The sequence below is a fragment of the Rhodohalobacter sp. genome (genome assembly GCF_041686455.1).
Taxonomy (GTDB): domain Bacteria; phylum Bacteroidota; class Rhodothermia; order Balneolales; family Balneolaceae; genus Rhodohalobacter.
In genome coordinates this window covers 24,029-48,423 of the sequence record NZ_JAWLDW010000005.1, presented here as the reverse complement: position 1 = coordinate 48,423, position 24,395 = coordinate 24,029, and the positions used below count along the sequence as shown (strand labels likewise).

The window sequence follows — 24,395 nt, the reverse complement described above, 5'->3', positions numbered from 1 at the left end:
TCCCCTCCTTGAAAAAGGAGGGGAAATTGATCCAAAAAATAGGGCACATTCCTCTGAATTACCCAGAATACTCCGGCAACAGTTCAAAAAATTTCGCAGAAGTCTGGATTCCCCGGTGGAAATCCTTCAGCGAAAAACTCTCATTGGGAGAGTGCAGGGCATCTTTGGTTTGTCCAAAACCCATCAAGATTGAGTTCACTCCCAATACTTTTTTAAAATCGGCAACAATCGGGATGGACCCACCTTCACGAGCGAAAAGCACATCTTTGTTGTATACCTCTTCGAACGCTTTTGCAGCAGCTTTCAAACCATAGAAATTGAGATCTATAACTACGGGATATCCACCGTGATGCTCTTCTACTTCAACGGTTAAGGTATCCGGAGCCAGGGATTTTACATAATCTGTGAACAGTTTGGAAATTTTCTTAGGTTCTTGATCCGGAACAAGGCGCATGCTGATTTTTGCTCCTGCTTTTGCAGGCAGTACAGTCTTGGCACCTTCACCCTGGTAACCGCTCCATAATCCGTTTACATCCAGTGATGGCCGGGCAGATGCGCGCTCTAAAGTGCTGTACCCTTTCTCACCGTGAACGGTTTTCAGGTTTAAATCTTTTTTGTAGCCCACTTCATCAAATGGCAGCTTTTTGTAAGCTTCGCGCATCTCAACTGTCATCGGTTCCACATCATCGTAAAAACCGGGTATCTGAATAACTCCGTTTTCATCTTTCAGTTTTGCGATGATTTCAGCCAGAGCGTTGGCCGGATTTTCTACCGCCCCTCCAAATACGCCGGAGTGAAGATCGCGATTCGGCCCTGTAACATGAACTTCCATGTAAGCCAATCCTCGCAGTCCGTAGGTGATGGACGGCTGATCTTCGCCGAACATGGCGGTATCGGAAATCAGAACCATATCACATTTCAGTAACTCTTTATTTGCTTGAATAAATGGAATCAGATTTGGTGATCCGATCTCTTCTTCACCTTCAAGAATAAACTTCACATTAACGGGGAGATCGGTTCCGGTTTTCATATAGGCTTCAATCGCTTTCACATGGGTAAAGGATTGCCCTTTGTCATCACTCGCACCACGGGCATACACGCGCCCTTCTTTCACAGTTGGCTCAAAAGGTGGTGTTTTCCATAATTCATCGGGATCGGAAGGCTGCACGTCGTAGTGGCCATAAATCAGAACCGTGGGTCGATCCTCATGTGGGCACTTTTCGGCAGTGATGATCGGATGTCCATCTGTTTCATGCATAGTTACTTTGTCCAACCCGATTTCACTTAGCTGATCAATTAAAAACTGCGCTGCTTTTTTTACGTCCCCTTTGTGCTTAGAGTCCGTACTCACACTTGGAATACGGAGAAAATGAAATAGTTGTTCTTCAAAGTTTTTAGCGTTTTCCTGAATATATATTTCTACAGAACTCATAATAAATTTTTGTCAGTTAGATTCTTAAAAAGATACGTTTTTAACGGCTGAATGTCATTTGGGATTGGGATGATTTGGACTGTGGAATGATAATGTTACAATGTTTTCACGGCTTGATTCTCGATCCAGCCTTTCATCCCGTTTTCAAGACGGATGTAAATCCAATCTTGATGGTTTTCACTTTTTTGATAGTCAACTCTTACGGTGTACCCTTCGTACGCAGTGCTTATTTCACCCGAAGTTGTATCGGGGGATTGGTAGACAATTGACTGCCTCTCAGTCACAACTCCTGTCCCATATCTGTTATCAACATACTGTATGTAAAACGCAGTAACAAAAAGCAGAACCGACATGACCACTGCGCTAATGCCGGTATAATAAGAGTAAGTACGAAATTTGCCGTAAAACCAGAAAATCAAGATCCCGGCTATACCCAAATGAAGAAAGATAAGCGCCATTGAATAGAGTGACGGTATGCCTACCTGGTTATTGAGATAGTTGGATAAGCGTTCCCACGGTAAAGAAGGAAGTGTTGCCGATCGACGGTCAAAGCGTTCATTTACATACTCAATAGCGCTTTGAGCATCTGCTTTTGTTTCTGGATAATCGGAAGATTTCAGAAAGTGATATTTAGCAACTCCAAGTGAGTCAAGTTCAGTGTAGGCGGTACCGAGGTTGAACCACAATGCTCCGGAATGATGCCCCTCATCGGCGATCTTATGATATTGGGAAATGGCCTCCCGGTAGTTTTGCTTCTCAAGCTGTTCGGTAGCTTGTTCAAAGTTTGATTGTTGAGCAAACAGAAGCGAAGGAATATACAGTGCTGCCGCAAAAAGCAGAAGTGCAGTAGAGAGTGTTTTCAAAACAGTTTTTTTAACTCTTTGATTATACGTTCCGTTTTGTCGATATCAGACTGCTGATCAGCCATGGAGCCTGCCGGAGCGTAGCTAATGGTTGCACATTTGTCAAGCAGTTGTTTCAGAAGCTTAACAGTTTCAGAAGCAGCGTTTTTTTCTTTTACTTTTTTTATCAATTCAGAATCTGAAATACCAGCTTCCGGGAGTCCGACTTTGTCGCTGATAAAGCCGGTTAATGCCTTATGGAGTTGATTATAGAGCTCTTTCGGCTTTTGACTCTCATGGGCTTGTTTTGCCTGTTCAATTCTTACTTGAGCTTTTTCGAGGGCATTGTAGTTTCGGGAATAGTTTCGATCAGATTTCAGGCGATCGAGCTGATTCTTTTTCAAATAACCGACTACAAGCGCTAAAATTGGGACTCCCAATAAAATCCAGAATAGAGTAGTTTGGTGAAGGGGAGTACTTTTTTGATTGTTCCATACAGCAAGGCCTGTAATTGGGCCGGGCATGCCTTGATTCGATCCGGATGTTGCAGCTATACTTCTGTTTGACGAGGGATTTGCAGTAAAAGATACTGCCGGCAGGGTGATGTATTTGTAGCGATTATTCCGGGCGTCAAAAACAGCAATCTGCTGCTCGGGAATTGAGTAGCGACCCGGCGCGCGGGGAACAAGAAGTTCGGTAAAATTTTTATCTCCCCGTATACTTAAACCCCTGCGCTCAACATTGCTGCTCTCCTCCGGAGTATAGAGGTCCAAACCATCCGGAAGGTCATAAATTGGGCGTCTTACAAGCGGTACATTTCCGGTGCCCCGAATCGTTGTGGTAAGCTCTACAGTTTCACCTGTAACAACATCACTCCGATTTAAACTTCGCTCAATGTTCAGATCTCCAACGGCATTAATGGATACGGCATTTGAATCAGCTTCCGGCAACGGCTTTACGTCCATGTCGATAGGTTCAGATTCAAGGCTAACCCTTCGTTGGTTAACGCCACCTCCAAAAAAGCTGCCAAAAGGATCGTTTCTTTCAGGTCGGGTTCGAACTCCTACACTCATTGGATATTCTGACAGGGTAAGTGTGCCGCTCCGGCTTGGAAAAAGTGCATAGCGAAGCAGTGTAGCCGTTCGATAGCGCACCCCATCCAGAATAACAGATTCCGGTTCCGGCTGGCGGATATTTTCAAGTTCCTCTTTCCAGAATCCATCGGTTCTCCATCCTGCCGTAGGTTGAAAGGATGTAATCTCAATTCCTTGTTTAAAATAAAGAACAACACTTGCCACAATCTGCTGACCGGTAACGGGATTATCATCATCGAGTTCAATTTCAAGGAAAATATCCGGGAGTTGCTGGCTACCGTCTGTCGAGAGATTTCCTTTTTCAATAATCTCAATTTGAATAGGATTGGTGGTTCGTGTTTCACCGTCAATTTGAATGGAAACCGGAGGAATTGTGTAAACTCCTGTTTCTCTGGCAATTAAGGAAAAACGATAGGTGGTACTGGTGGTGGTTCTGCCATTTATTATGGAAATGCTCGTGCTTCGCGAGGGTGAAGAAGACAGCACACGCACACCCGACAGTTGAGGCAGGGTAGGTAGAGAAACATCCTGCATGGACGACCCTGAAACTTCAATATTGAGATTGAACTGCTCACCGACAAAAATTCTGTTTTCTGAAACAGTGGCTTCCAGGTTGAAATCCTGGGCAAAAAGATCAAGAGGTAGAAACAGAGCAGTAAAGAGCCCCAAAAGGGATAAGATTAAGAATTTACCAGTCTTTATCATTTTGATGTCTTCTGACATTTGCTTCTTTTTCACGATTTTCCAGAAGTTCTTTTTCCAGTTGTTCCAGCGCGTCCAGAATATTTTCCGCTTCTTGCTGACTCATACTGGAGGGCTCAGGTAGCTGTTCTTGGTTTTGTGGCTGATCTTCATTCTGAGGCTGCTGGTTGGGATTTTGCTGCTCACCTTCATCCTGATTTTCATCGTTCTCTTGCTCTTGTTCACCTTCAGATTCGTCCTGATCTGATTGTGAATCTTGCTCCTGCTCTTTCTCCTGTTTCATTCTCTGAGCCAGTTCGTAGTTAAAGCGCGCGTCTTCATCATCTGGATTTTTACGAAGGGCTTCCCGGAATTGAGAAATAGCTTCATCATAATTTTCCTGTTCAGAGAGCAGTTTGCCTTTATTGTAGTCAGCCAGGGCTTGCTGATTACTTGCTTCAGTCATATTTCTGAACTGTTCATAAACTTGCATGGCTTCTTCTGTATTTCCGGCCTCTGCCAAAGCATTCCCGAGATTGAAATAGAGGCGTGAATTATCCGGGTTTTGGTCAATAGCCTGCCTGTAAAGCTCTACAGCGAGCTCATAATCTCCATTTTTGAATGCTTCATTCGCTTTACGTGCGTCATTCAGTGATGAAGCAATAAGTAAGAAGCCGATAATAAGTAGAATGAACTTATTCATGTGAGTATATCAATTTTGTAAACTGCTGCTGAATAAACGGCTCAAACAGAGATGAAGTATAGAACATGTCAATCAGGAGTCTTCTTCGAGGAGACCCAGTGTCTCTTCATCCAGTTTCAAGTTGGTAAAAATGTTAGACACATCATCATTATCGTCAAACTTGTCCATCATTCTTAAATTCTTACGGGCTGTATCCGGATCAGCAGAAATTTCAGTCATTGGAATTCGGATCAGCTCGGCACTCTCCACATTTATATCATTCTCTTCCAGGTTTTTACGTACATTAAAAAGCTGCTCTCGGGAAGTGATGACTTCAAAGAAATCGTCTTCTATATTTACATCTTCCGCACCGGCGTCAATAGCTGTTAGCATAAACTCATCCTCATCAAGCCCCTCAGCATTCACTTTTATAGAACCCTTTTGCTCAAACAGGTATGCAACAGAGCCATCCGTTCCCAGGTTCCCGCCAGATTTGGTAAATATGTGGCGAATCTCTCCAACTGTACGGTTCAGGTTATTACTGGTAGCTTCCACAAAGTAGGCAATGCCACCCGGTCCGTATCCTTCGTAGGTAACTTCTTCATAGTTTCCGGATCCGTCATCCAGTTCACCGGTTCCTTTTTTGATGGCGCGCTCAATATTATCCTTTGGCAGGTTAACGGCTTTTGCATTTTCAATAGCCAGTGATAACCTTGGGTTTGCATCGGGATCACTGCCGCCTTCACGAGCCGCAACCGTCAATTCGCGGATATGCTTTGTGAAAACTTTTGCTCTTTTAGCATCTTCTTTAGCTTTCTTATGTTTGATGTTAGCCCATTTGGAATGTCCTGCCATGAGTATGTAATCAGTGTTTTAAGGGAAAATTGAATTTAGAAATATAACGGAAATGTCAAATTTCACCTAATGTCTTCTACACGATCCTGAAATATCGAGTATGATTAAAACGAATATGCGAAACGGTTTGTTTTTAAAGATCTATTTAGAGCAGTGTAAGTATATTGGTACATTCTCAGCAAAGATATAATCACTTTTTTAAAATCATTTAAACAGTAAAATATGAACATAGGTATTGTCTGTTACCCTACGTACGGCGGCAGCGGGGTTGTTGCCACAGAACTTGCCAAAGGTCTTGCAAACCGGGGTCACAATTTGCACATTTTGAGCTATGCACGACCGGCGAGACTCGATTCGCTGCGTACAGATATCACATTTCACGAGGTTGATCTCAGCAGTTATCCGCTCTTTGAATATCCGCCCTACGATCTTGCTCTTGCAAATAAAATGGTTGAGCTGATTGAGTATGCCAATCTGGATATTTTGCACGTACACTATGCAATTCCTCATGCCACCAGTGCTTATTTGGCGCGACAGATTGTGAATGAAAATGCATGCAAGGTTCCCGTAATTACTACACTTCACGGAACAGATATCACGCTGGTTGGAAGTAACCCCATGTATAAGAAGGTGGTGGATTTCTCTATCAATCAAAGTGACGGTGTGACAGCCGTTTCCGAATATCTGAAAGAGGAGACATACAAACTGTTTGATATAAAAAAGGATATCAAAGTCATTCCTAACTTTATTGACCTGGATCGATTTAAGAGATCAAAAAAAGAGCATTTTAAAAAGGCGATCTGTCCGGAAGGTGAGAAGGTAATCACACACGTATCAAACTTCCGTGAAGTTAAACGAGTAACGGATGTTGTGGAAGCTTTTGCTCAGGTCTTAAAAAATGGAGTTCCCGCAAAACTTCTGATGGTGGGTGATGGACCCGATCGATCAAAAGCCGAGCAAAAATGCCGCGATCTGGAAGTGTGTGAGCACGTCAGATTTTTAGGTAAGCAGGAACAGGTTGAGGAGGTTCTATCCATTGCTGATCTGTTTATGATCCCGTCTGGAAGTGAAACATTTGGACTTGCAGCGCTTGAGGCGATGAGCTGCAGTGTGCCGGTTATCAGCTCTAATGTTGGCGGGCTTCCGGAAGTAAATATTGACGGTAAAACCGGCTTTGTTTGTGAGCTGGCTGATGTTGAATGCATGGGCAGATGTGCTACAAAGGTTCTGAAAGATGAAAAGCTTCACAAAAAAATGTCGAAAGCAGCACGAAAGAGGGCCGAAAATTTTGAAATAGACAAAATAGTGTCCATCTATGAAGAGTACTATTTGCAAGTAAAAGCAACGATGTAGATGGGGCAAATGGTAAACGGATTGAAATTCAAAACGACAGCAGGGATCATTTTTATTCTCCTGATTGGTATATCCTGCGGGGATGAACAAGATCAGGAATCGGCATACGAGTACTCCGCTCAAATTGATAAGGCAGTTGAGAGTGGATTGAGTGAGTCAAGTTTTACAGGAGCTGTTGTATTGTTAGGTACCGATGATGAGATACTCTATCAAAAAGCATATGGCTATGCTTCTCTTTATGATCAAGAGCTTAACGTTGTAGAAAATCCGGAGAGCACTACAGTTGATCATATGTTTGATATTGCATCTCTTACAAAAATTTTTGCCACAACATATGCTATGATGGCACTTCACAGTGACGGGCTTATTCAGCTTGATGATCCGGTTTCTGAATATATTGACGAGTTTGCAAAACCATCACATTCGAACATTACGATTCGGGATCTTCTCTCGCACTCTTCAGGATTACGCCAATGGTATCCTACATACTACACGATCGACAATTCTTCGGAATTTATTAACTGGGTTGTTGATTTAGACTTAGTAGGTTCACCGGGGGAAGATCGTCGATATAGCGACCTGGGATTTATGATTTTGGCTGAAATCATTGAAAGAGTAACGGTACAGAATATTGAGGAATATTTGTATGAACGCATTTATGAACCTCTCGGGCTGTCAGTGATTGGTTTTAATCCGGTTATGGGTAGTGACGAAAAAATTGTTTCTACTTCTCATGGAAATCCGTTTGAAAGAAAAATGATTTCAGACGACAGTTTTGGGTACAGTATTGATGTGAATCCGGATGCCTGGAATGAATGGAGAGATTATACTCTGAAAGGAGAAGTTAATGACGGAAATGCTTTTTATACCTTTGACGGTATGACCGGTCACGCAGGCCTTTTTTCTACGGCTGATGAACTTTCAATTCTATTGCAGCTTATTTTGAATGAAGGATATTGGAATGATGAAGAGATAATTTCAAGCTCAACAATTGAAAAGTTTGTTTCAAAGGATCAATTTAGAAATGGACTTGGGTGGGCTATGGATCCCGGATTTTTACACGCAGAAACTTTACCTGAGGGTAGTATTGGTCATACAGGATTTACGGGTGTTAATTTTATAATGAGTCCTGAAGATGATATGTTCTACATTTTTTTGACAAACCGGCAACACGTTGGCGTAGACGAGAGTGGTAATTATCCCGATTTAAGTAACATCAGAGAAGAGTTGAGCAGCATCATTTTTAAAGGTTTATAGAGGTATGAAATTGAATTCTTGCAAAAGGTTTCAATAGTTAAAAATGAAGTAAATCAGAGGGCGGGAGAGATATTTAAGTTTAGAAAATTGCTAGTTCCGAATAGACAATTTCATTAATTATTGTATTTTTCTCTGCTTATTCTTAAAAGTATTTTGTGCAAAATGTTAAAGTCTACGATGAAGCGTAAGTAGAATCTTTAATTAGAAATGGTTTTAGCACAAATTTCACAAAGTATCATGCAGACAGGCGTTTGGTTTAATTCAAAAAATAAAATAACAGCAGGGCTGGTTTTCGCTTTTCTTCTGTTAGCCGGCAGCCTATACACGGTTAATTATTACAGCAGTGGTTTGCAGGTAGGGATGAGGTCTTTCAATTTTGGAAGCAGTCAGTTCTTGAAGTCTCAGCAACACGCTGTAAATGAGTTGGTTCAGTTTATCCATACCGAAGAGCCTGAAAATATTGAAGCTTTTTATAATCATATCAAAGTTGTAGAGCGGCTAAAACAGGGTAGAGATTTGCTGGTCTCAGAAAGCGGCGATCGAGAAGAGATTATAGAATATCTTCATCTGGGTAATAACGAACCACATGGCGTTACAGAATTGGTTAGGCTGTACGATTTTTTTTCACATACAGAAATTGTCCAGCAACTAATTTCTCTTTGGCAACAGACTGATCAAAAAGTGGTGGATGTACAGCTTCTTGCTAATGAAGTATCTGAGGCATCTGGTTATAATGAGTTAACCCAGGAATCCAGACAGGAATATCTCATCCGGATTTATACATTATCAAATGAGATAACCGAGCTCGATCAAAAGTTTTTTTCAAATCTGACTCTTGCCGGTATAATGATTGATCGTATCGTGAATCGAGTCAATTTGGCTGCCATTATAGTCTTTGTCTTATTGCTTGGATTATTTACTTGGATGCAATTGAGAACTGTTAGAAAGTGGAATGAAAAAATTTCCGAGTCCGAAAAGAAATTCAAAGTGGTACTGAACAATTCTCAGGATGTAATCTATCAAATGGATCTGGAGACTGGTAAATATGTGTACATGAGTCCCTCCGCAGAAAACATGCTCGGCTACAATATCGAAAGAATGAAGGAAGGAGGGGCCGATTTTATGCTGAAAATCACACATCCTGAAGACCTGAAACGAATGGAGGAACAGGTTGAAAGCTATTCATCGGATGATCTTGAGCAGCGCCTGTCCGATGACACTCAGTTTCGGGTTAGAAAGAAGAATGGGGAGTATATCTGGGCAAATAACAAGCGAACCTTGTTAAGAGACGTAAATGGCAATCCCAAATATATTATCGGTAACGTCAGGGATATTTCGGAACGCAAAAAATATGTTGATGCGCTGGATCAGTCATTAAAAGATAAAGAGATGCTGTTGTCGGAAATCCACCATCGGGTTAAAAATAACCTTTCAATTGTATCGAGTCTGATTGAGCTCCAAAAAGGAGCCCGTGATGAAATTACAGAAGCGGACCTGAAAGATATTCAGGATCGAATTAAATCAATTGCGCTGGTTCATGAAAAGCTGTATCAGGCAGAAACCCTGGCTGATGTTGACCTCTCTGTATATATAGAAGATTTACTGATGATGATTAAGTCAGCTTTGGGCTCAAAGCAGAAAGATGTTGATATCGTAAGTGATTTGGATGCAATTCTGATCGATAATAAAAAAGCAGTGCCCGTTGGTCTGCTGATAAACGAACTTGTGAATAATTGCTACAAATATGCCTTTTTGGATAAAGAGAGTGGGGAAATACATATCTCGCTGAAGAAAAAAAATCAGGATATTGTACTGAAAGTTGAAGATAACGGAGCAGGTTTACCTGCCAATTTTGAAGAAAAATCGAAGGCATCATTGGGAATGACTCTGGTTCGGGCATTTACTCGCCAACTAAATGGAGATCTTGACTTTAAGTCTGACCATGGTGCGAAGTTTACGATTCGATTTGAGGTTCCAGATAAAAATGGAGAGAAATAAAAAACCCCAATCTCAAAAGAGAAAGGGGCTTTGTGACGGAGAATCTTGACTATCCGACATTATTAATCAGAATAATTCTGAATAATAATTAAGCAGCCAATACTTTAGAAACCTCTTCGGCTGCTTCTTTCAGAAGAACAGCAGAAATTACGTTCAGATCACTATTGTCGATGATCTCTTTCGCTTCCTCAGCATTGGTTCCCTGAAGACGTACAATAATTGGCACGTTTTTCACCTTGTCGGCAATTTCAGGATCCTTAACGGCTTCAATCACACCGTTGGCAACGCGGTCGCAGCGTACAATCCCGCCAAAAATATTTATAAGAATCGCTTTTACATTTTTGTCGTCCAGGATGATTCGGAATCCGTTTTTAACGGTTTCAACATTTGCGCCGCCGCCTACATCAAGAAAGTTGGCAGGCTCACCGCCTGATAGTTTAATGATATCCATTGTTGCCATTGCAAGTCCGGCACCGTTTACCATACAGCCAACGTTACCATCCAGCTTGATATAGTTCAGATCATACTTGGAAGCTTCCAGTTCAATCGGATTCTCTTCAGCAGTATCGCGCAGTTCAACGATATTTTTGTGGCGATAGAGTGCATTTCCGTCGAATGTTACTTTTGCATCGAGAGCCATTACATCGTCGTCGGTTGTAAGTACCAGCGGATTAATCTCCACCATGTTGGCATCTTTCTCAACATAAAAGTTGTAAAGTGCCGTGATAAACTTTACCGCTTTTTTGAAGGCAGCCCCTTCAAAACCCAGTGCAAAAGCGAGGCGCCGCGCCTGTGCTGGAAACAGTTCCATTCCGGGCTCAACCCACTCTTTTACGATCTTTTCGGGAGTCTCTTCGGCAACTTTTTCAATCTCAACTCCACCTTCAGTTGAAACCATAATCACGTTTTTACTATTGCCACGGTCTAGCAAAATGCCAAGATAAAACTCCTGTTCGATGTCAACACCGTCGGTAACATAGATGGTTTTAACTTCCTGTCCTTCTTCTCCGGTTTGGATAGTTACCAGTGTGTCTCCCAAAAGTGACTCAGCGGCTTCACGAACTTCGTCGATTGAACGACAAAGAATTACACCTTTTGCATTATTCTTTTTGGTGCGCCCTTTTCCGCGTCCCCCGGCATGAATTTGTGCTTTAACTACAAACAGTTTGGTTCCGTTGGCCTTCATCTCTTCTGCAGCTTTTACGGCTTCATCAACAGAAGATGTGGCAACACCTTTCGGAACGGCAATGCCTGCTTCTTCAAATAACTCCTTTGCTTGATACTCGTGAATTTTCATGATTCAGTTGGTTAATCAGTCAGCATTTTGGTTTAAAAATTTCGGCTGAATAATACCCAAATACACGAGCAAATAAAAGCGAGTGATATCTTTTGCTGTAAGGCTTTGCAATTTTTTGCCTCTTACAGAAAAGAAGATCTAAAATTGAATTTGAAATATGAGCAAAAGATCAAGAAACAGAATAAAAGAGCTTTTTTACGTAGAGCTAAAAATAACGGGTGAAGTACCTGTTTTCATCAGAAAGTCCGTTTCGAAAAAGATAACCGAAGGTTTGAAATGGTGTTGTGAAAAAAGAGGGCTTCGGATTTATGACTACATTATTTTGCCGGATAGAATACTATTCGTCGCTGATACAGCATGGGGTTCACTGCGGGATGTATTAGATTCTTTCCAGAGCTTTTCTTCTAAAGCCGTTATAAAGGTCTTGCAATCAGAAAGACAATCCGGGCAAGCGGATTGGATGCTTAAGTTAATTGATAAAATCGGCAGTGTGGATCAGACAGGAGAACGCAATATTTGGGAGTCATCTCCTGTGATAGAGAAGCTGATCAAACAAGAACAGCACGACAAACATGCAGAGATGATATCTAATCGGATGGTTCGGCTGGGTTGGGTTCACAAGCCGGAGCACTACATTTTATGCAGCTCATCACCTCGGCATCCACTAAACGGCTGGATTGTGGAAGGTATTGATCCGTGGAGTTAGAAAGTGATTTTTACACTATCGTTTGAACGGCTTCGTAAAGAGTATCAAATACTTTAATATTATGCTTCTTCAGCCACTTTTTATCTTGATTTGGCTCATGCCTGGAACGGATAAAGAATGGTTTGATTCCCAACCCTAACGCAGGCTTAAGATCAGTGATTTTATCTCCGGCCATAAAAGACTGTTTCGGATCAATCCCGTGTTTATCGATCGCCTTAAGAAACATACCGGTTCCGGGCTTTCGGTCGGTTGGATCAAAATCCCGAGGTTTTTTATCAAACTTTGGGTGGTGTGGTGCAATATACCAGTCATCAATATGGAGCCCATCTTTTTCAAGCTGTTGATCCACCCAATTGTGAAGCTGAATAACATCTTCTGTAGTATATCGTCCCCGGGCAATTCCGGATTGATTGGTAACAACGATGATTTTGAACTCATTTTCATTCATCCAGCGAATGGCTTTCAGTGCATCTTTACACCATGTCCACTCCTCGGGCTTGTGAACAAAATTGTAATCCACATTTAATGTACCGTCGCGATCAAGAAAAAAGGCTCTCATTGAAATGAAAATTATCTTTAGATGTTTTCAGACCGGCCGCTAATCCACCCGGTCCAGAATTTTAAGGTGGAAACGACTAGAAGAAAAATTAGCGGTGTAGTCCAGTTGCCTACAAAATCGTGAAATGCACCGAATAATGCGGGGCCAACAGCGGCAAGTGTATACCCGACTGATTGGGCCATCCCTGATAGTTCGTTGGCGGTTTCAGTATCTTTTGTGCGGAGAACGATAAAAAGCAAAGCCATCCCAAAACTGCCACCGAGGCTTATTCCCAGTATTGATGCCCAAAATTCTGTATAGGTCGTGTCGGTGATGAAAATAAGTCCCAACAGACTGAAAACCTCAAGCCCAACTAATATTCCCACAGGTAGTCTTTGCCGCTGCCGTCTGGAAGCCCAAGCCGGCATTAGAAAGGTGCCTAAGACACCGGATCCCTGAACAATAGCAAGCATCAATCCGGCTCTTGCTGTATTCATGCCGCGTTCAATTAGAACCTCGGGAAGCCAGGCAACAATGATGAAAAATGTAAAGGATTGCAAGCCCATAAACAGAGCTACATTCAAAGCTATGCGTGAGTTTGTAAGATGCTTTATTGCATTCTTGAAACTTCGGTTTGCCACTACCGGCATGTTTTTTTTCATTTGAGGCAGCCAAACCACCAGTGCAACAAAAGAGAAAAATGCCCATATGCCTAAGGCCCATCTCCATCCTAAATCAAGACCTTCTGAAACAGGCACACTTATTCCTGAGGAAACGGCCGCACCGGTTCCCAGCATGGCTGAATAGATCCCGGTTACCAGTCCGTACCTGTTTGGAAAACTCTTTTTTACAATACCGGGCAGCAAAACATTGCCAAGCGCTATACCAATACCAAGAATGGCTGTTCCGGCAAAAAGTGCGGCATGAGCGGGGTAGACCCTGATAAGCAGCCCGGCCGTTAACAGTAAAAGGGCCAGCGTCATTGTCCCTTCGGTACCCAGTTTTTTGGTGAAAAATGGTGTCAGAATAGAGAACAGGCCGAATGCCAGAACCGGGAGCGTTGTGAGCATTCCCAAAAGCGTATTGGAAAGTCCCGTTTCTAGCCTGATTTCATAGATCAGAGGACCTACAGCTGAAATTGCTGGTCTGAGATTAAACGCAATTACTGCAATCGCTACAATCAGTAAAACTTTCTTATTCTGTTCAGGTGACATTGCGTAGTTTTATAAAACGCTAAAGGTAAGGATTGTAACACCAAACTGTGAGCTATGATTTGTTCGAATTCAAAATTGTTTACCACATCGACATTGACTAATTTTGAAGCAAAAATCCCATAGAGGTAACTTTTTGGAACAAGCAAAAATCATGACGGAAGAGGACGTGAAGCGCACTTATTTGCGTTTTGCCTATCAGTTTCTCGAGCCGTACGAAGATCCATCCCATCCCGCAATAATTGGTATGCAAACGCGAGGAGTGTATATGGGCAGGCGAATTATGCAGATCATTAAAAATGAAACAGATGTAAAGCCGGATTTTGGTGTGCTTGATGTTACATTTTACCGAGACGATTTCCGGTCGAAGCTGAAAATGCCTGAAGTGAAAGTCACCGAGATCCCTTTTGATCTTTATAATAGGGATGTGATTTTGGTTGATGATGTTCTCTATACGGGAAGAACGGTTCGGTCAGCTATGGATGCGCTGATGGCATACGGCCGGCCGAGAAGTATTCGATTTTGCTGCATGATAGACCGCGGTCACCGGGAGTTGCCTGTCTCAGCTGACTACGTAGGGTTGACGGTTCCAACACATGAATATGAAGAGGTTAGGGTGAAAGTTAAAGAACTGGACGGCGAAGATGCGGTTTTTGTAGTGAAGGGAGGGCCGGATGAGTAAAGAGAAACAGACGGATTATAATTTTAAACAGAAACATCTGCTCGGGCTTGCTGATTACAGTGCAGATGATTTGAGGTATGTATTGGAACAGGCTAAAACCTTCCGTGAAGTGTTGGATCGTCCGGTTCCGAAAGTGCCAACCCTTCGAGATAAAACAATTGTAAATCTTTTTTACGAAAACAGCACCCGAACAAGACTCTCTTTCGAACTGGCCCAGAAAAGAATGGGTGCAGATGTAGTTAATTTTTCTGCCGGGACCTCAAGTGCAAAGAAAGGGGAGTCCCTGAAAGATACGATTCAAAATATCAGCTCCATGAAAATTGATATGGTGGTCAGCAGGCACGAAAGCCCCGGTGTGCCGCATTTTCTCACTCGCTGTGTAGATGCTGCGATCATTAATGCAGGAGATGGAGCTCACGAACATCCAACCCAGGCACTTCTCGATATTTTTACGATGCAGCAGATTCACCCTGAAATGAAAGGTAAAAAGGTAGCCATTGTCGGGGATATCTCTCATAGCCGCGTAGTACGATCAAATATCATCGGTCTTAAAAAACTAGGAGCAGAAGTGGTTGTCTGCGGACCAAAATCATTGATGCCGGTTTATGTAGAGACCATGGACGTAGATGTTTCATACAGTATTGATGAGACACTCGCATGGTGTGATATTGCAATGGCGCTTAGAATACAAATGGAGCGCATCACCGGAGGAACAGATCTTTTCCCTTCTCTTCGGGAATATCATGAGACATTTGGTATAAAAATGAGCCATCTCGAGAAATATCCTGATTTTACTGTAATGCATCCCGGTCCAATCAATCGTGGTGTGGAGATGGAGAGCCTCGTGGCAGACAGTGATCGGGCTGTTATTTTAAATCAGGTTACCAATGGTGTTGCGGTGCGAATGGCAATTCTTTACCTGCTGAGTGGCGGAAACCGAATGTTATGAAATGCGGCCGCCGTGGCGTGTGATTAAAATTCCCGCAATCACAATTGCAGCTCCCATGTATTGCAGTAATTCCAGATTTTCGCCTAAAAGCACAACGCCGGAAATTAGCCCAATAACGGGAACCAGGTTTTGATAAGTAGAAGACCGTACTGCCCCCACAACTTTAATTCCATTGTTCCATATAAGGTAGGCAAGGCCAATGGCCAGTAAGCCACTGAAAAAAGCACCGCCAAATGCGGCAAAAGAAACAGACTCCCAATCAGTTTCGCCAAAATGCGGTATTGCCAGAAGCGTAAGCGAAATAGCTCCAATTGATGTCATCATGGCCGAATATTGGACAGGCGTGTATCGCGTAAGGTGTTTTTTTGAAAAAATGGTATAAAGTGCCCAAACTACTGCAGCGAGTACAATGGTTACATCACCCGTAAAGTTATCAGAACCGAACGAGACAGGATTCTTTCCAAAGAAAATGATGATTGTAACTCCTGCAAAGGCTAGGAATACACCGATGGTTTTCAGACGATTCAAAAATTCAAGAGAAAACAGGTGTGAACTGATAGCCACCCATATTGGGATTGTACCAAGCATCACGGCGGCATTGGCCGCAAATGTCAGATTAATACCGACAATGAATAACCACTGATAAAAGAGATTGCCGATTAGTCCTAAAATGACTAGCGGTATGATGTCTTTCTTATCGATTGTAAACCACGACTTGCGCCTTATGATAATGGCCCACATGAAAAGAGCTGCCAATACAAAACGGATTGAGTTGAAACTGTAGGGGTCAATTTCTGCGAGGCTGGCTTTGATAACTGTAAAATTTAATCCCCAGATAACTGCCAGAAAAAGCAGAGAAAGGTCAGTAAGCAGAGATTTTTTGAGCGTTGTCATGATTCTATCTGTTGAGCATGCAAAGATAGAGATAATCTTGCAGAAATAACTTTTGGAATTGGTTGGAATGGAATTCTAAAAGTGATAGTTTTATGACTTCTGTTCAAAAAATGACTGACAGTCAAATATATGAAAGAATTATCCAGGAAAGAACGCGAAAAGCTTAGAAGGCGCGAAGCTATTATTGATGCCGCTGAGCAGATCATAGGGGAGCACGGTTTCAACAGTGCTACCATGGAAGAGATTGCCGAAAAAGCTGAGCTGGGCAAAGGAACTCTCTACCTGCACTTTAAAAGCAAAGTATCTATTTACCTTGCCATTTGTGAACGAGGTTCCAGACTGTTAAACCAAGAGATGGCTAAAGTTTTGACCAAAGACTTGAGTGGTTTAAAAATGGTTGAGAATATTGGTCATGTATATTTGAAATTCATTCAGAAGAATCCAATCTATTTCAGTGCTTTTAATTACTATGAAAGCATTTTGGATATGGAAGAGTATTCGAATAGCCCCATTGTGGAGAAATGCGAAGAGAATGCGTCTGAAGCTATGACTTTTATTGTGAGATCCCTTCAGGTTGGGATGCAGGATGGTTCAATTAAGGATACAATTGATCCTAAGGAATTAGGTCTGATTATTTGGGCAGCTTCAAAAGGAGTAATGCACATGGCTTTTATGAAACACAATGTTAAATACCATAAATTTATGGATGAAATTGAATTTAGTTTTGAATCACTAATACAGAATTTTATTCATCTGATTGGTAGTGGAATTGAAAAATGACCGACAGTCAGATAAGTTGTAACATGTATCTGGATATATCGTAGGAACGAGATAAAATAATTTGCGAAAATAGAATCGCCTAAAACAAATATGAAAGTGACAAAAAAGATACTACTGGGGGTATTCATTCTGTGGATATTTTCCGGGCAGATAAATCAAATAAAAGCACAGGATGTCGCTGATCTTACTTCCGGAGATACGGTGACAATAACGCTGGATGAAGCGATCCAAATCGCCCTCGTTAATAATCACCTTCTCCGTAAAGGGCTGCTCGATTTAGACCGGGCGGAAGCACAAATTCGTGAAGCATGGGGATCTGTTTATCCTCAAGTAAATGCTTCGGGGAGCTACACTAGGAATTTGCGCACACCCAACCCTTTCGCAGGTTCTGATGCCGGAGGCCTTTTTGAATCGTTTGGTGCAGTCGATTGGCTCGCATTTAATGAACAAGCACGAACAGACGGGGATCCGAATACCAATCCAATTACCTTTGATGAATACCTGGACCGGCAAAGACAGGGTTATGAAGATGCAGGAATTGCCCCGCCAGGTTCGGATGGAAGCAATCCATTTGCAGTTGAAAACCAGTTTGAGTTCGGTTTGTCTATTACACAAGCTATCTATAATGGAGCCGCATTCTCTGCAATTAAAGCATCACAGCAGTTCAGGGAGCTGAGTCAGGATCAGGTACAGGCAGACCGGCAACAGGTTGTTCAGGAGGTGAAAAATTCATTCTATTCAGCCTTGTTAGCCAAAGAGCAGGTAGAGGTGCTACGTTCCAGTGTAGAAAGGCTTCGGGTTACAGTAGAAGAAACCCGCCGATCGGTGGAAGCCGGAGTTTTATCAAGATACGACAGGGTCAGTGCAGAAGTTGAACTTGTAAATCTGGAAACCAACTTGATTGAAGCAGAAAATCAGGCAGAACTGGCAGCCAAGAATCTGGCACTTCAGCTTGGAATTCCGACTCAAAAGGAGATAAACCTCAGAGGTAAGCTTGAGTTCAATGAGTCTATGCAGCCGGATGTTGCCGATAAAGAGATTGCTTATGAAATTGCGTTACAGCAGCGACCCGATATCAAACAAACGGCGAGCTTGCTCGAACTAAGGTCAATTGAAGGGGAAGTAACAAAATCTAGATATTTTCCAACCGTAAATGCATTTGCGAATTTTGCCTACATCGGTTCTGTGCCATCGAACCGTACGGCGATATCGCCGGTTGAGGGTCAGGAATTTGCCTTTACAGCATCAGACAGAAGCTTTTTTGATGATTCCTATTGGAACGAGGCAGTATCGGTTGGGTTAAGGATGAACTGGAATATTTTCAATGGCTTTCAGACTCGAATGCAGGTTCAGCAGAACAAAATTGATATCAAGCAAGCCGAAATAGACAGGGAGTTTCAGATGAATGCAGTTTATCTGGAAATTGATCAGACCTTGAAAAATCTTGAAACATCGCTTAAAAGAATCAGGAGTCAGGAAAGAAATCTGGAACAGGCAGAACTTAATTATGAGTTTGCACTGAAAAGGCTGCAGGAAGGAGCCGGAACAGCACTACAGGAGCGCCAAGCCTCATCCTTACTGGATCAAAGTAAACTCAATTATCTCTCGGCTGTGTACGATTATTTGACCGCACTCAGTCAGTACGAAAAATCAATTGGTAAACAGGTATTAGACGCACAATAAAATGTTGAATAAAGAAATGATGAAAAAAGTACTCAAACAAACAGGATTTCTGCTATTGGCCATCGCCTTTGTATCGTGTGATCAAGGTGAGGATAATGGAGATCAAAACGGGGTTAATGGCGCAAGATTAATGCCGGTCGAAACCGTGATCATCGAAACGGACAGTTTTGAAGATTTTGTCCGCACAACAGGAACTGTAGAAGCTATTGATGATGCCATGATCTCTTCTGAAGCCTCAGGCAGGATACTCTCTATTAAAGAGAGAGGGGAAAGAGTAGAAAAAGGTGAAGTTATTGCACAAATCGACGATCGGCTCATTCAGGCTCAGTATGAAGCAGCTAAAACCGGTTTTGACCTCGCTGAAGATACCTTCAATCGTTTTGAAGCTCTGCACGCTGATTCGATTATAAGTACGCAAGACTTTAATAGCGCCAAAGCACAGCGCGATCAGGCTCGAGCACAGCTTAATCAAGTAGAAAAGCAGCTTCAGGATGCAAAAATTGAAGCTCCTTTTTCCGGTAGAATTGAAGAGCGATTTGTTAGCACGGGTGAGCTTATAAACCCCGGTATGCCGGTAGTTAGGCTGGTGAACACCGATCAGATTAGGGTGCTGGCGGGTGTTCCTGAAAGATACTCCGGTGAAATTACTGAAGGGTCCGCGGTTCAGATAAACTTCAGAACCGTAAATAATGATAGCATGGAGAGCCAAATCACTTATGCCAGTAATGTACTGGATCCGGAAACCAGAACGTACGCTATTGAAATTGAAATGCAAAATTCCGGTCAGCTCATTAAGCCGGAAATGGTGGTGGATTTGATGCTGAAACGAAGAACGCTTCAAGATGTAATTATTGTGCCCAGAACTGCTGTTTTGAGAGATGAAGATGGGCAATCTGTTTATATAGCTGAAGAAGATGATGGCCAAAAGTTTGCACAATTGGTAAGTGTGCAGACGGGGTCAGCTTCGGGGCCGCTAATACAAATTACTAATGGGTTATCAGCCGGGGATGAGATGGTTGTAACAGGAGTTCGGAATCTAAGCGAAGGGGATGCTTTGAATATATTGACAACAGAAACCAGCATTGAGAGAGCTGAGCGACTAAAAACTGCCGACAAGCCTGTGGTAACGTTTTAAACCGGATATTGTTAAAAAATTTTTGATCTGATACGCTGTAAATATGAAATTAACAGAGCTTACACTTAAAAACAGAACAGTTATTGTTGTTCTTACGGGGATACTTATTTTGGCGGGAGCTTTTAGCTACAGTTCTATTCCCAAGGAATCGAACCCGTCTATTGAGATTCCGATATTTATTGTCAATACCATCTATCCCGGCATATCGCCCACCGACATGGAATCCCTTATCACTCAGCCGATTGAAAGGGAGCTGCAGGGAATTAACGGAGTGAAGGAGATACGTTCAAACACCCTGGAGAGTTTTAGCAGTATTGTTGTTGAATTCGAATTGGATGTACCCTTAAATGAAGCCAGCCAGCGGGTTAGGGAAAGGGTTGACTTAGCCAGGACAGATCTCCCTCCTGATGCAGAAGAGCCTTTTATTGTAGAAATTGATCTGGACGATTTCCCGATTATGACGGTAAACCTAGCGGCAGATTATCCGCTTTCCAGATTAACGGAAGTTGCAGACAGACTGGAAGATGTAATAGAAACAGGTTCGGGTGTTCGCGAAGTAGAGATGGTTGGAGAGATTGAACGGGAAGTTCAGGTAAACGTTGATCTTGGTGCACTTAATGGATACGGACTGAGTTTTGGCCAGTTGGTTAACGCAATCCAGGGGCAAAATTTAACGATTCCCGGGGGTACGCTGGATGTAGATATGATGAGCTACCTGTTAAGAGTGAGCGGCGAGTTTGAAGACCCTGCCGAAATTGAAAACCTGGTTATCGCACGTCCAATGGGAGAGCAGTCGCAAAGTGCTGGTCTGGTATATATGCGGGACGTTGCGGAAGTTGTTTTTGGATTCAAAGACAGGGAAAGTTTTGCACGTCTGAGAGCCTATAAAGTTGATGATAACGGCAATCAAGTTGAGCTTGATGAATCAGAAATACAGGATAATCAGGTAATCAGCCTTAACATTAAGAAAAGGCCCGGTGCAAATATTCTGGATACTGTGGAGGAGGTGACTCAGATTGTAGAGAGTTATCCGATTCCATCCGGCACGAATGTTGTCATTACGGGAGATCAGAGTGAAGATGTGCGTGAACTTATTTCCGATCTTGAGAATAGTATCATAAGCGGTATGCTGTTTGTTGTATTGGTTTTGGTTTTCTTCCTGGGTGTCAGAAATGCGTTATTGGTTGGAACAGCTGTGCCATTATCCATTCTGGTAGGGTTTATCGTTCTCTATTCACTTGGTTACTCAGCGAACTTTATCATTTTATTCAGTTTAATTATTGCCCTGGGTCTGCTGGTTGATAATTCTATAGTAGTGGTAGAGAATATTTACCGCTATCGCGAATTGGGATATGAACGCTTTGAGGCTGCGAAGCTGGCTACAGACGAAGTTGGATACGCACTTATTGCGGCCACTTCTACCCTGCTTGCGGCATTTATACCGATGACCTTCTGGCCGGGAATTATAGGCCAGTTTATGGGGTATCTACCGTTAACGCTTATCATTGTTCTGCTCTGTTCGCTGTTCGTGGCATTGGTCCTTTATCCCGTACTCACAGCATATCTTGTACGGCTTGATGATGAAGAGAGAAAACCGATGTCGGTTTATGTAAAAGGTGCAGTGATTGGTCTGTCTATATTTTTGGCGGTGGCAATCGGTATGGCAAACTTTACAACACTCGTTGTTACTCTATTAACCGTCGCTTTCTTTTTCCTATCCTATAGATATGCGATCAAGCCACTGTCTGCGATTTTTACGGAGAAAACATTGCCCAGAATATTGAAGTACTATAAGGTGATGCTGCGCACTTTTTTAAAGAGAGATTATTCCGGTAAGTATGCATTACTTCGAAATACACTCTCATTAGGGAGCTTAACCGCGGGTCTGCTATTCGCTGTATTGGGTGCTTTAGTGGGGCTCTTTTCTCCGGCATCTACTTTTTTATACATTATTGCAGGAGTATTTGGGGGGGTAGGTGTGATTTTGGTTGTGATACACTCATTAGAAGCCATTTTCATTGGCCGTAAAATCTCTATTATTTCCGGAGTACTGCTGGCTCTTCTCAATGCATCTATTTTGCTGATTGTATCTTTAACAGGTTCAGTTAGTTTTACAGTCTGGCTGGCTCTAATGTCGGTTCCTCTGCTTTTGGTAATTGTCGGAACTTTTGGAATGTTGAGAAAGTCGACAAAACCGTTAATTCTTTCAGATAACCGATCCCTACTTTTAAATTCAGTGATGGGCGCACTGCTTGCCATCTTCGGGCTGTTTGGTTTAGCGCCTACAGGGGTTGAGTTTTTCCCTGAAACAGATCCGGCCCGAATCATTGCAGAGCTGGAAGGACCCATTGGAATGAATGTTGAAGCAAGTAATGAAATTGCCAAAGAAGTTCAGGATCGAATTTACAACCTGATTGACGAAGATCCCTTTGTTAAAGCGAATATCGAAAATATCCAGACAAACGTGGGTGTATCCGGAGATCCGTTTTTTGGAGGCGGTGGGCAAAGTCCTGAGCTATCCAGGTTGACTTTAAATCTTGTAGATTATGGTGATCGCCCGGAACCATCTGCAACTACATTGACCAAGCTGCGTGACGTTGTCAAAGATATTCCCGATATCAATGTGAAAATTGAAGGAGAGGAGCAGGGCCCTCCAACCGGGGCTCCTGTAAATATTGAAGTATCAGGCGAAAACTTTGATGAGATTGTGCGAATCACCGAAGAGATTACAGAAATGCTTGTTGATGCATCTGTATCGCAAGCTGTTCCGGGACTCGTTGATGTGAGAAATAATGTGAGTGGAGGCACACCTGAATACCGGATTTTGGTGGATTATGAGAAAGCTAGTCGGTTTGGCTTAAGCATGTCGGATATTGCTCAGACCATTCGCATTGCGAATAATGGATTGGAAACCAGCAAGTGGAGAGACGGCGAAGATGAATATGATATTATGGTGAGACTAAGGCCTGAAGATCGTCAGGATCTTGAAAACCTTCGCAATCTTAATATTGTAACACAAATGGGGGCGTCTATTCCGCTTGTTTCTGTGGCAACATTTGAGGAGGGAACCGGCCTTGGCTCAATTACACGGTTAAACTTACAGAGAACGGCTACGGTTGAAGGTCAGGCAGCTCCCGGATTTAGCGGGCCGGAAGTGCTTTCTAATGCTCAGGAACTTCTGAGTGAATACAGGGAGAATTTACCTGCGGGTTATTCTATGGAGTACACCGGTGAAAGTGAAGACCAAGAGGAGGCATTTGGATTCTTAACAACCGCACTAATTGTCGGTTTTGCCCTGATATTTCTGGTAATGCTGGCAAAATTCAACAGTATTGTCTCACCATTCATTATCATGGTTGCCGTTGGGTTGAGCTTAATCGGCGTGCTGCTCGGATTGATTCTGACTCGTACTCCATTTGGTTTGATGACGTTTATTGGAATTATATCTTTGGCGGGAATTGTGTGTGTAAACAACATTGTCCTGCTGGATTATGTGAAACAGCTTACGGAACAGGGATTGCAGAAAAAGAATGCCATTATCGAAGCCGGTTTGATTCGTTTCAGACCGGTAATTCTAACAGCTCTGACGACAATTCTTGGTCTTGTGCCACTTACCTTTGGCATCAACATAGATTTTGTGAATCTGTTCGTAAATCTCAACCCCAATTTTCAGTTTGGCTCGGAAAGCACAGCTTTTTGGGGGCCTATGGGTATTGCCATTATAAGCGGATTAACCTTTGCTACTTTCCTTACCCTGGTAGTTGTGCCGGTTCTTTACTCAGCTTTTGATTCGCTTTCAAAGCGTATTTCGGCTTTAAAAGCATGAGAAATTCAGACAGGTTTTATTTTTAAACATGAGATCTGTCTGATTATTCTTATTTTTGATTGAAAACTGAAAAAAACAAAGCTACCTGTGATTCAAAGACCACAAACCTTCTTTTTAATTCTTACTGTAATTTTAAACCTAGCGGTTTTTTTTACACCGATTTATAGTCATGCCGTAAATGATCCTGTAGCCTGGTTTGGTATGGGAATGGCGTTTTCACTCACCATGCCGATGATAATCGCTGCAGCTGCAATCTTGCTCTATAAAAACAGGCCAGCCCAACTTAAATGGGTCAAAATTGCTACTTACATACAGATAGTAGCTTTGGGTTTTGCTTTAGGAGTACTCTTCTCTCTAGGCGGTTTCGGTAAATTTTTATGGAAAGAAGTCGTTAGTTCAGGCATTATTATTCTATCAATGGCGTCTTTGTGGCAAGCCGGCCGTTTAATTAAAAAAGATGAAGAGCTTGTTAAGTCGATGGATCGGATAAGGTAATTCAT

General features: G+C 42.5%; 20 protein-coding genes. 11 read left to right on the top strand and 9 right to left on the bottom strand.

Annotated features, from left to right (window positions below; all coding sequences use genetic code 11):
• Positions 1-58: 58 nt before the first annotated feature.
• The 5 genes from ACESM0_RS01475 to ACESM0_RS01455 form a co-directional block, all read right to left on the bottom strand.
• Positions 59-1,432 carry a dipeptidase gene (locus ACESM0_RS01475; RefSeq protein WP_372902939.1) on the bottom strand — a complete coding sequence of 458 codons (1,374 nt, stop codon included), beginning with the start codon at positions 1,430-1,432 and terminating at the stop codon, positions 59-61.
• Between the two features lie 95 nt (positions 1,433-1,527).
• Positions 1,528-2,295 (bottom strand): SH3 domain-containing protein, encoded by a 768-nt coding sequence (locus ACESM0_RS01470; RefSeq protein WP_372902937.1) that lies wholly within the window; start codon positions 2,293-2,295, stop codon positions 1,528-1,530.
• Positions 2,292-4,091, bottom strand: coding sequence for a BatD family protein (locus ACESM0_RS01465; RefSeq protein WP_372902935.1), 1,800 nt, complete (start codon positions 4,089-4,091; stop codon positions 2,292-2,294). The genes ACESM0_RS01470 and ACESM0_RS01465 overlap by 4 nt, the downstream gene beginning before the upstream one ends.
• Entirely contained in the window at positions 4,057-4,752 is a 696-nt protein-coding gene (locus tag ACESM0_RS01460; RefSeq protein WP_372902934.1) for a tetratricopeptide repeat protein, read from the bottom strand. Before ACESM0_RS01460 ends, ACESM0_RS01465 begins: the two co-directional genes overlap by 35 nt.
• A 72-nt stretch (positions 4,753-4,824) precedes the next feature.
• Entirely contained in the window at positions 4,825-5,586 is a 762-nt protein-coding gene (locus ACESM0_RS01455) for a YebC/PmpR family DNA-binding transcriptional regulator (RefSeq protein WP_372902932.1), read from the bottom strand.
• Between the two features lie 222 nt (positions 5,587-5,808).
• Here ACESM0_RS01455 and bshA point away from each other — a divergent pair, with 222 nt between their 5' ends.
• From bshA to ACESM0_RS01440, 3 genes are all read left to right on the top strand, one after another.
• Positions 5,809-6,939, top strand: coding sequence for an N-acetyl-alpha-D-glucosaminyl L-malate synthase BshA (gene bshA / locus ACESM0_RS01450; protein WP_372902930.1), 1,131 nt, complete (start codon positions 5,809-5,811; stop codon positions 6,937-6,939).
• Positions 6,940-6,960: 21 nt separating this feature from the next.
• On the top strand, positions 6,961-8,196 hold the full coding sequence (locus ACESM0_RS01445; RefSeq protein WP_372902928.1) for a serine hydrolase domain-containing protein: 1,236 nt from the start codon (positions 6,961-6,963) through the stop codon (positions 8,194-8,196).
• Between the two features lie 207 nt (positions 8,197-8,403).
• Entirely contained in the window at positions 8,404-10,194 is a 1,791-nt protein-coding gene (locus ACESM0_RS01440; protein ID WP_372902926.1) for a sensor histidine kinase, read from the top strand.
• Positions 10,195-10,282: 88 nt separating this feature from the next.
• Here the strand turns inward: ACESM0_RS01440 and sucC are convergent, their stop codons facing one another.
• Complete coding sequence (gene sucC, locus ACESM0_RS01435; protein WP_372902924.1) at positions 10,283-11,491, bottom strand: ADP-forming succinate--CoA ligase subunit beta; 1,209 nt, start codon at positions 11,489-11,491, stop codon at positions 10,283-10,285.
• Between the two features lie 157 nt (positions 11,492-11,648).
• On the opposite strand from sucC, the gene ACESM0_RS01430 reads away from it, so the two are divergent.
• Positions 11,649-12,197 (top strand): hypothetical protein, encoded by a 549-nt coding sequence (locus ACESM0_RS01430; protein ID WP_372902922.1) that lies wholly within the window; start codon positions 11,649-11,651, stop codon positions 12,195-12,197.
• A gap of 10 nt (positions 12,198-12,207) precedes the next feature.
• Here the strand turns inward: ACESM0_RS01430 and ACESM0_RS01425 are convergent, their stop codons facing one another.
• Complete coding sequence (locus tag ACESM0_RS01425; protein WP_372902920.1) at positions 12,208-12,756, bottom strand: D-glycero-alpha-D-manno-heptose-1,7-bisphosphate 7-phosphatase; 549 nt, start codon at positions 12,754-12,756, stop codon at positions 12,208-12,210.
• A 17-nt stretch (positions 12,757-12,773) separates the two neighbouring features.
• Positions 12,774-13,949, bottom strand: coding sequence for a CynX/NimT family MFS transporter (locus ACESM0_RS01420; protein ID WP_372902918.1), 1,176 nt, complete (start codon positions 13,947-13,949; stop codon positions 12,774-12,776).
• 133 nt (positions 13,950-14,082) lie between these two features.
• Here ACESM0_RS01420 and pyrR point away from each other — a divergent pair, with 133 nt between their 5' ends.
• Together pyrR and ACESM0_RS01410 are read left to right on the top strand one after the other, a co-directional pair.
• Positions 14,083-14,628, top strand: coding sequence for a bifunctional pyr operon transcriptional regulator/uracil phosphoribosyltransferase PyrR (pyrR, locus tag ACESM0_RS01415; protein ID WP_372902916.1), 546 nt, complete (start codon positions 14,083-14,085; stop codon positions 14,626-14,628).
• Positions 14,621-15,577, top strand: coding sequence for an aspartate carbamoyltransferase catalytic subunit (locus tag ACESM0_RS01410; protein ID WP_372902914.1), 957 nt, complete (start codon positions 14,621-14,623; stop codon positions 15,575-15,577). Before pyrR ends, ACESM0_RS01410 begins: the two co-directional genes overlap by 8 nt.
• Here the strand turns inward: ACESM0_RS01410 and ACESM0_RS01405 are convergent.
• Positions 15,572-16,471: a DMT family transporter gene (locus ACESM0_RS01405; RefSeq protein ID WP_372902912.1), complete on the bottom strand. Its 900-nt coding sequence runs from the start codon at positions 16,469-16,471 to the stop codon at positions 15,572-15,574. The genes ACESM0_RS01410 and ACESM0_RS01405 overlap by 6 nt on opposite strands.
• A gap of 129 nt (positions 16,472-16,600) precedes the next feature.
• On the opposite strand from ACESM0_RS01405, the gene ACESM0_RS01400 reads away from it, so the two are divergent.
• From ACESM0_RS01400 to ACESM0_RS01380, 5 genes are all read left to right on the top strand, one after another.
• On the top strand, positions 16,601-17,251 hold the full coding sequence (locus ACESM0_RS01400) for a TetR/AcrR family transcriptional regulator (RefSeq protein ID WP_372902910.1): 651 nt from the start codon (positions 16,601-16,603) through the stop codon (positions 17,249-17,251).
• Positions 17,252-17,341: 90 nt separating this feature from the next.
• Positions 17,342-18,934: a TolC family protein gene (locus tag ACESM0_RS01395; RefSeq protein ID WP_372902908.1), complete on the top strand. Its 1,593-nt coding sequence runs from the start codon at positions 17,342-17,344 to the stop codon at positions 18,932-18,934.
• A 1-nt stretch (position 18,935) separates the two neighbouring features.
• Positions 18,936-20,069, top strand: coding sequence for an efflux RND transporter periplasmic adaptor subunit (locus tag ACESM0_RS01390; protein WP_372902906.1), 1,134 nt, complete (start codon positions 18,936-18,938; stop codon positions 20,067-20,069).
• A 43-nt stretch (positions 20,070-20,112) separates the two neighbouring features.
• Positions 20,113-23,895: an efflux RND transporter permease subunit gene (locus ACESM0_RS01385; RefSeq protein WP_372902904.1), complete on the top strand. Its 3,783-nt coding sequence runs from the start codon at positions 20,113-20,115 to the stop codon at positions 23,893-23,895.
• 87 nt (positions 23,896-23,982) lie between these two features.
• Complete coding sequence (locus ACESM0_RS01380; protein WP_372902902.1) at positions 23,983-24,390, top strand: DUF4293 family protein; 408 nt, start codon at positions 23,983-23,985, stop codon at positions 24,388-24,390.
• Positions 24,391-24,395: the final 5 nt, after the last annotated feature.